This is a genomic window from Frankia sp. Hr75.2 (assembly GCF_949319125.1).
Taxonomy (GTDB): domain Bacteria; phylum Actinomycetota; class Actinomycetes; order Frankiales; family Frankiaceae; genus Parafrankia; species Parafrankia soli.
Genome location: NZ_CASGGV010000255.1, coordinates 72,777 through 79,830, shown reverse-complemented (window position 1 = coordinate 79,830; position 7,054 = coordinate 72,777). Strand labels below are relative to the sequence as shown.

The 7,054-nt window shown below is 64.2% G+C and carries 10 protein-coding genes; 4 read left to right on the top strand and 6 right to left on the bottom strand.

The window, feature by feature from the left end; translation table 11 throughout:
- Positions 1–334 (top strand): hypothetical protein (locus tag AC559T_RS17910; RefSeq protein ID WP_498869473.1); only part of this gene is annotated, 334 nt, incomplete at its 5' end.
- 47 nt (positions 335–381) lie between these two features.
- Here AC559T_RS17910 and AC559T_RS17905 read toward each other — a convergent pair.
- Complete coding sequence (locus tag AC559T_RS17905; protein ID WP_498869472.1) at positions 382–1,206, bottom strand: IS3 family transposase; 825 nt, start codon at positions 1,204–1,206, stop codon at positions 382–384.
- 61 nt (positions 1,207–1,267) lie between these two features.
- The gene (locus AC559T_RS17900) at positions 1,268–1,510 is read right to left on the bottom strand and encodes a transposase (RefSeq protein WP_498869471.1); all 243 of its coding nucleotides are present in this window, start codon (positions 1,508–1,510) and stop codon (positions 1,268–1,270) included.
- Positions 1,511–1,601: 91 nt separating this feature from the next.
- Between AC559T_RS17900 and AC559T_RS17895 the strand changes: the two genes are divergently transcribed.
- The gene (locus AC559T_RS17895; RefSeq protein ID WP_498869476.1) at positions 1,602–1,793 is read left to right on the top strand and encodes a NucA/NucB deoxyribonuclease domain-containing protein; all 192 of its coding nucleotides are present in this window, start codon (positions 1,602–1,604) and stop codon (positions 1,791–1,793) included.
- A gap of 97 nt (positions 1,794–1,890) precedes the next feature.
- Positions 1,891–2,364, top strand: a complete 474-nt coding sequence (locus AC559T_RS17890; RefSeq protein WP_498869470.1) for a hypothetical protein — start codon at positions 1,891–1,893, stop codon at positions 2,362–2,364.
- Positions 2,365–2,643: 279 nt separating this feature from the next.
- Here the strand turns inward: AC559T_RS17890 and AC559T_RS17885 are convergent, their stop codons facing one another.
- Both AC559T_RS17885 and AC559T_RS17880 read right to left on the bottom strand, forming a co-directional pair.
- The gene (locus AC559T_RS17885) at positions 2,644–2,946 is read right to left on the bottom strand and encodes a hypothetical protein (protein ID WP_498869469.1); all 303 of its coding nucleotides are present in this window, start codon (positions 2,944–2,946) and stop codon (positions 2,644–2,646) included.
- 118 nt (positions 2,947–3,064) lie between these two features.
- Complete coding sequence (locus AC559T_RS17880) at positions 3,065–3,301, bottom strand: hypothetical protein (protein ID WP_498869468.1); 237 nt, start codon at positions 3,299–3,301, stop codon at positions 3,065–3,067.
- A gap of 427 nt (positions 3,302–3,728) precedes the next feature.
- Here AC559T_RS17880 and AC559T_RS17875 point away from each other — a divergent pair, with 427 nt between their 5' ends.
- Complete coding sequence (locus AC559T_RS17875) at positions 3,729–4,955, top strand: L-histidine N(alpha)-methyltransferase (protein ID WP_498869467.1); 1,227 nt, start codon at positions 3,729–3,731, stop codon at positions 4,953–4,955.
- Positions 4,956–4,980: 25 nt separating this feature from the next.
- Here AC559T_RS17875 and AC559T_RS17870 read toward each other — a convergent pair whose 3' ends face one another.
- Entirely contained in the window at positions 4,981–5,508 is a 528-nt protein-coding gene (locus AC559T_RS17870) for an NUDIX domain-containing protein (protein WP_498869466.1), read from the bottom strand.
- On the bottom strand, positions 5,505–6,857 hold the full coding sequence (locus tag AC559T_RS17865) for an NsdA family TPR-like regulatory protein (protein ID WP_498869465.1): 1,353 nt from the start codon (positions 6,855–6,857) through the stop codon (positions 5,505–5,507). The genes AC559T_RS17870 and AC559T_RS17865 overlap by 4 nt, the downstream gene beginning before the upstream one ends.
- Between the last annotated feature and the right edge of the window lie 197 nt (positions 6,858–7,054).

Sequence of the window (7,054 nt, the reverse complement as noted above, 5' to 3'; positions counted from 1 at the left end):
CAACGCCCGGGGCGCGTACTTCCGCTGCGACCAGGCCTCGTACATCGCCCGGGGAACGGCTGGCTGCGTCTTCCCGCAGTACGTGCCGACCTTCACCTTCAGGCTGGGTGGCAACGTGCCTCTGGTCGCACAGCACATCGACGACGCGCTGAACCGGCCGGCCTCGACGCAGCCCTCCTGGCGGGGAAAGACCATCCCCAGCACCCTGCACCGCCTCTACCATGACGCGGCGCTCCGGCGGAAGAACCGCAGCACGGCCATCGCCACGTGCAACCGGAACTCGCCGGGCTACGCCAAGACGACGCCGAAGCAGGACTGCGACGAGTACCCCTGAGGTGCTGCCCGTTTTCCGGACACGGACGTAGACAGACTATAGCAGCTTTATGCTGCTTCTTTCACTACGTTCCGGTTTGAGTGGTATGCACACTCGATGTGTTCTGGGGTGCGGTAACCGAGAGTGGAGTGGAGTCGCTGCCGGTTGTAGAAGACCTCGATGTACTCGGCGATCGCGGTACGCGCGGCGCGGCGGGTCGGATAGGTATCCCGGTAGACGAGTTCGTTTTTAAGTGTGCCGAAGAAAGACTCTGCGGCGGAGTTATCCCAGCACACTCCGGTGGCCCCGACCGACGGGCGTGCGCCATGGCATTTCAGGACGCGATGGTAGGCGTCTGACGTATATTGCGCTCCACGATCGGAGTGGAAAGTCGCGTTCGGGGTGAGGGTGGTGCGAGAGGCTGCCATGGTGAACGCGTCGATGATGAGCTCGGTGCGCATGTGGTTGGCCATCGACCAGCCGACGACTTTCCGGGAGTAGAGGTCGATGACGGTGGCGAGGTAGAGCCATCCTTCGCCGGTGCGGATGTAGGTGATGTCCCCGACAAGCTTCTCGCCCGGGCGGGTGGCGGTGAAGTCGCGGCGGACGTGGTCGGCGGGCGGCGGGGCCTGGCTGGGGATGGTGGTGCGGCGGTAAGCCCTGGGCTGGCAGGCTTCCAGCCCTGCACGGCGCATGATCCGCCGGGCGAGACGGACGGAGACCCGCAGGCGGAGGCGGTCAGGGCGGCGGCGATCCGCCGGGCGCCGTAGGTCTGGCGGGAGGCGGCGAACACCGCCCGCACGTGGGTGTCGAGGGTGGTGTGCCGGCGGGTCCGGGCCGACGCTGGCCGCCGGGACCAGTCGTAGAAACCGGATGTCGACACGGCGAGCCACGGGCACATCTTGGATACCGGGTAGTTGTCCTTCTCCGCGGCGATCAGTTCGTACTTGTCGGTCACTGATGGCGTTGCGCGAAGAAGGCGGTCGCTTTTGAGAGGAACTCGCGCTCCATCCGGAGTTCCCGGTTCTCCTTCTCCAGCTCGCGGAGCCGGGCCCGTTCGGACATCGACAACGGCTCTTCCTCGCTTTGGTGTGCCCGCCGCCAGGTCGCGACCCAGCTCCCCAACGTTCCCTCGTTGATACCGAGATCTTTCGCGACCGCCGATGTGGGGCGGCCGGAATCGATGACGAGCTTCACTGCCTCGTCCTTGTACTCGGGTGTGTATCTCCTGCGTGACTGACTCATTGATCTCCTCCGTTCACGGATCAATTATCCCCTATAGGGATCACTGTCCGAAGAACGGGCCCCACCTCACCCCTTCTCCGCCACGATCGAGGGTGCGGCAAGGGGAGACGACCGGTACTCGGCTCGACCGGTCAACGCCAGCCAGAACCGAAGCGCCGGAGCACAAGTCAACCAGTGGTGGGAGCGGAACCGGATCATCGACGGCGACGCCTTTACCATCGCGGCGGGCAAGTAGCATCCTGCCCTGCGAGTCGGGCCGGCGACGGACAGTGTCGCCGGCCCTGGCCCGTCACCCGACGTTGACGGCGTTCTGAGACCGAAGGGAAAGCCCCGTGGCGGCCGATGCCAACCTGATCTCCTCCTGCCGCGACACCGTGGAAGTGGTCTACGGGCACTTCTACATCCAGGACAAGGGCGTGTCGTGGTTCCACGACTCGAGCCAGCCAGAGCCGGGGCCGCCGGAGGACGACGACCTGGTGCGCACCGCGCTGGACTGGATCAGCATCGTCAGCGCGGTGGGTGATCATGTGGCCGGGGCGCAGCTGGAAGTGTGGGACCGGGAGCCACAGCGCCAGGACGACTGGGAGGTGTCGGCCGACTTCGAGTTCACCTGCACCACAGGGAACGTGGCGCTGGTGGCGGTCATGATGGGGCCGTCGGCGGAGGAATTGATCATCGGGATGCCGGGCACGTACCGGGGGCGGGTGTACTCCCGGGGACGGGAGGATGCCGCGGCGGCGTTGGAGACGGCGGATGAGGTGCCGGAGGGGATGGAGCAGTATCTGGTGCAGTGGTGGCATGCCTGACTCTCTCGATTCGCTGACGGTTAGGTCAGACCGAGGAAGGTAGCCACCTATACTGCTGAGGTCTACCAGTCAAGCTGCGCCGACTGCGCAGCACGCCAGTCGAGACGCGCAACAGACGCCGTTGAGTCCGCCTCATCCTTGTTCGTAGTAGCTATACTATTCATAGTACTTCCAGTATGAAGCGTGACGATCAATGAGGCAATACTTTTCCAGTCGAATCATGGCGCGAATATTGGGCTGCCGCCGAGATTGAAAAGGATTCCTAATTATTGGGAAACGTCAATCATCGAATATGACGACGGCGCCGTCCATTGGCATCCATACGGAAAGCAGGGCCAAGCGCTCCATCGGCACCTTACAGGCGACGTACAGCGTGTGACATGTTGGCGGCAACTCAATGTCGCGATCGGGCTTCATAAAAATAGCGGCTGACCAAGTGCCGTCAGGCACCGCGCTCGTCGAAAGTTGAAGCGAGCGCACCATGGCTAATTCGTGATCGAGCACCCGTATCCGATCGGCGTCCAGCGTACTTGACCGCTGCCTGCGCACTTCACGCTCAAGGCGATGCCACGCCTTCGCCACAGAGCCCATGAGGTGGCTCGGATGCTCCGCCAGGACAACGGACCGACCTTCCCTGCTGCGCGCGTACAGGTGTCGAACCAGTACCGGCGCGAGGTGCGCACCGTGCAGTGCGTGGCGCTCAAGATAGAGATCGTTCGTGGTGACTATCCTCCTTTCCTTGCTCGGCTTGAGCCAAGAGATACTGTTGTTGCAGCTCGAACGCCATCCAGCTTTCGACCGCGTGCCGGTTGTCGAGGGAATGCAGCTCGCAGACGATGGCGCTGCCACCGAACGCGAGCAGGCGGCCTACAGTGGCGTTCTGCAGTGGTGTGGCGCGCTGACAGATGGCGCAGCGGGCGACTGCCCCGAGCTTCACCCGCGCCGGCCACCTAACGAGCGCCATATGTTGCTTTTTTGTTATGGAACATGCTAAACTCGTGTGGTAGCGCACACATTTTTGTCCGGGCTGGATACGCCAGATTCTGAAATGCTACGTATGCCGACACATTCCGCCGACCCCGCCTGCCGATCATTGTAGGATGATCGGCCATTGTTTCTTCGGGGCACGGTCGCGGCAGCACTTTCCGAAATGTTCTCATGGAATTCTCCACGTATCGGCAATGCCGATACGGATTAACTGGTATAGAAATCGATGCGCACTCAAACCAGCCGCAGACACGGTTGAACAAACACAAGATATGTGCTATTTTCGTTATGAGCTGGTAAACAATTGCCTGCTTTTATGATAGACGTTGCAAGGGAAACCTGTCAACAGTAATTCGCCTTTTGGGCGAGAATGCAATATGAATTACTACAGTAACCCGGAGCTCGCTCGCCAGTTCGGCGTCAGTCGGCGGACGGTCACCAATTGGATTGAACAAACCCGCCAGGGACGGCTCGGTCTTGAGCTCGTGCGGGATGGCGCCTACGACTACATATCGAAGACGCCGAAGAACCTGCTCATTATGCGGGGCATCGTCCAGCAACGGCGGAAGTTCATCAACAAGCGAAGCTTGAAGATCGCCACCCCGCGGCCGAAGTTTTACGAGTTGTTCAGCGACGCCCAGGTTATCGACCTCATTTATGGCATCGAAAAATATCGGGAGATTCCCCGCCAGTACAATTACTTCGACGAAGGCGCGTCCCTCTGGGACAAGCACACGTGGCGCCAGTACGGCGACACGGCGCCTAATATGGTAACCCAAACCATCGCCTTGCTCGATGCCAACGTCGGTTACATAGACTGGCTCTTCGCCCGGCACGAGCGGATCAATATTGTCGACATCGGCCCCGGTAACGCGCTGCCGGTCAAGAAGCTGCTGGCCCATCTCCTCGAGTCCGACAGGCTGGGCAAGTACATCGCGATCGATATTAGCCAGGCGATGCTGGCTATCGCGGAGCGCAACATCCGGGACTGGTTCGGAGGTGCAGTGGCTTTCGAGGGCCATGTACGGGACATCAGTCGCGACTGGCTCGCGGACGTCATCTCAGAGCTACCGGCCGACGACGGCGGGAGCACCGCGAATCTCTGCCTGCTGCTCGGCGCGACCCTGCCGAACTTCCGCGCGCCGGAAGTCGTGCTGCGCAACATCGTCGATAGCATGGGGCCGGGCGATTACTTCGCCTATACCACCGGTGTCGACTCGGCCTGGGGACGAGAGCAGTTCCACTTCTCGGTCGACGAGAACACTGTTCAGCGGCTACCGCCGCAATACAAACTGGTAATGGACCTGCTCGGCATCGAACCCTCGATCTATTCGACGGAGATGGGGTTTGATGAGCGCGAACGCTCGCGCTACTTGCGTATACGACTCAAGCACCCGCTCACGATCGAGATCAAGCTTTCCACTGGCGTCCGGCGGGTCGATCTCAACAAAGAGGAGACGATCCTCCTGTGGCGCGCCCGCCATAACACCGCGCTTGAGATCGGCGAACAGCTAAACGCCGGCGGCTTGGAGCCGCTCTTGATGAGCAAGACCGAGGGTCATGACTACTTGATGGTGATTGCCGATCTACAGCGCGGACACTGAACGTCGTGCCGCGCGCGACCTGACATTATATTCCGTTTTGGCGATACAAGCCTCGTCCCCCGTCGAGCGCTCCCAGCGCCACAGCTACCCGCCGCCAGACATACGACCGCAACATCCCGTCGGCCTCGTCCGCCGTGCAGAACCGCACCGCCCGCAGCTCCGGATCCCGGACCCGCAGGGCCGCAGCTTCCTCGGCGTCCAAGACCCCGCCGTCGAAGACGAAGGCCAGTAGGTCATCCCACGGCCCGTGGGGCGGCTCCCAGTCGACACACAGCAGCTCCCCGACCGGCACCTCAAGGCCCAGTTCCTCCCGGAGTTCACGCTTGAGCGCGTCCCGAGGTGCTTCGTTGGCTTCGGCCATGCCACCGGGCAGGTCCCAGTCGGGCTTGTAGGTCGGATCGACGAGCAGGATCCGGCCGGCGGGATCGCGGATCAGAGCGTCGGCGGAGACGCGCTTGCGGGCCTGGCGGGCGTTGCCTTCGGCAAGGTAGGCGATCTCCTCCGGGGAGGGATTACCGCCGTAGGCCGCCCGCCACTCGTCCTCGATGTTCACGGCGTAGCAGGCCGAGGGGGCGGCAGGGTCATCGCCAGCTGCTCACGGAAGGCCGCAACCGCGGGCGCGCCCGTATGAGGCTGCAGGGCCTGGCCGAGGGATCGAAGCTGCTGGACAACCCGTTGGGACGCCAGGTGCGGCGTCAGATCCAACACGATCGTCCCCACCGTGGCGGCAGCACCGAAGTCACCTTGCCGGATGTGCACGGTGGCCAGGGTGAGCTGGGCGAAGGATCGGCTGCGCACCCGGTCCGGCCCGCGCAGACTCAGCACGATGTTCGCCTGCCGCGCGGCGGCTTCGAGATGGCCGAGATCGCGCCGACAGACGGCAGCTTCAGCGGCCAGGGCGGCTGCATCGAACGGGCTGAGCCACTCGTGCTCGTCGTGGTGGGCGCCGTGGAGTTCGGATTCGGCGGCATCCAGCGCGGCCAGACACGACGCTTCGTCACCGAGGAGCGCCGAGCCCCGGGCGCTCATGGTGTGCAGCCGGCAGCGCAGGGGCGCACAGGCCGGGCCGTCCGGCGCCAGCGCCAAGCCGGCTTCCGACAGGTGGAGGGCTTCGGAGGGCCGGTCATGCTCCAAGGCTAGATGGCTTTGGCTGACCAGGGTCTGGGCACTCAGCGCCGGATCGCCGGCGGCGGTCGCCAGGCCGAAGGCCTGGGCGAAATGCCGACGGGCCCGGTCGTGGCGGTCGTCGTCGTAGGCCAGCCAGCCGGCCATGTCGGTGAGGGAGGCCGCGGCGGCGAAGGCTGCCGGTTCGTGATGGCCGTGGCCGACGAGCCGAGGAAAGACGTCGGTCTGGAGGTAGCGCGTCACCACGGGATAGAGGCTGCCACTGCCGAGCTGGCGATCGGCCGCACGGAAGGCAAGGGCCGCGGCGCGGATGGTGTCGACGTGTGGCCTCAGCTCGACGTGCGGCGCGGCAGCAGCGGGCGACCATGCGGACGCCGGTACCCGGGGCGTCTCGACGCTGGGGATTGGCGCGCGGGGTGCGCCCGTCCGAGGCCGGCCCGGCAGGTCGAACCACAGGAGGTACTGCGGCAGTCCAAGCGTGGCGGCCCAGTGCCCGAGTCGGTCGAGGTCACGGATGGGCGGGCCGGACTCGATGCGGCTGATCTGCGCCTGGGTGAGGCCGAGCCAGAGGCCCAGCCGTTCCTGGCTGATCGGCCGGCGGTGAAACGGGTGCAGGCGGTAGGCCACGGAGACCAGGCCGATGTGCTGGGAGCTGAAGGCATCCCGCAGCTGATCGGTCTGCCAGAAGGCCAGGGGCAGGTCCGGTGGGGCCGCATCCCGCTGCTGTTCGTGCCGCAGACACTTGGCACACCGGGTTTCGCGGTGGTCGCTGGCCAAGCGGGTGCCGCACGAACAGTACCGGCGGGATGGTGGTCCGGGCATGATCGCCCCCGTGGCGTAACGGTTCGGGAGAGGCCGTGGCCCCGGGAGTGTATCCGGCCACTCACGCAAACGGACATCCTCACCACGCGATGCGTGTATGCCCGGCATACGCCGGGCGGCATGGTCTGGTTTGCCGTTTCGGCAGAGGGTCA